The organism is Halomonas marinisediminis (assembly GCF_004347715.1).
Taxonomy (GTDB): Bacteria; Pseudomonadota; Gammaproteobacteria; order Pseudomonadales; family Halomonadaceae; genus Halomonas; species Halomonas icarae.
In genome coordinates, this window is record NZ_SLTR01000467.1 from 1 (window position 1) to 272 (window position 272).

The window sequence follows — 272 nt, forward strand, 5'->3', positions numbered from 1 at the left end:
GCTGTGGCGGTACTTGGCGAGGGCGCGGAGACGTTTCCCTCCATCTCCAATGCGGTCCAGGGCGCCAGCAGCTCGCCGTGCAGCGTGGCGGAGACACCGGGGAAGAGCCGCATGAACTCGTCGAGCGTCTCCGAGATCATCGGAGCGGCACTGCCGTCCTCGAGCTCGCCGCCGGCCCATCCCACCCCGAACCGCAGGAGAAGCAGCTTGACCACGTATCGCGCGGCGAGGCCCCGGAGGGCTTCGTCGTGTTCCGGTCCGAGGTTCTCCTC

Annotated in this window: 1 protein-coding gene; it reads right to left on the minus strand. The window is 68.8% G+C overall.

The annotated features are described in order from the left end of the window. Positions 1 to 272: hypothetical protein (locus E0702_RS19295; protein WP_205742066.1), on the minus strand; the 272-nt coding region annotated here is incomplete at both ends.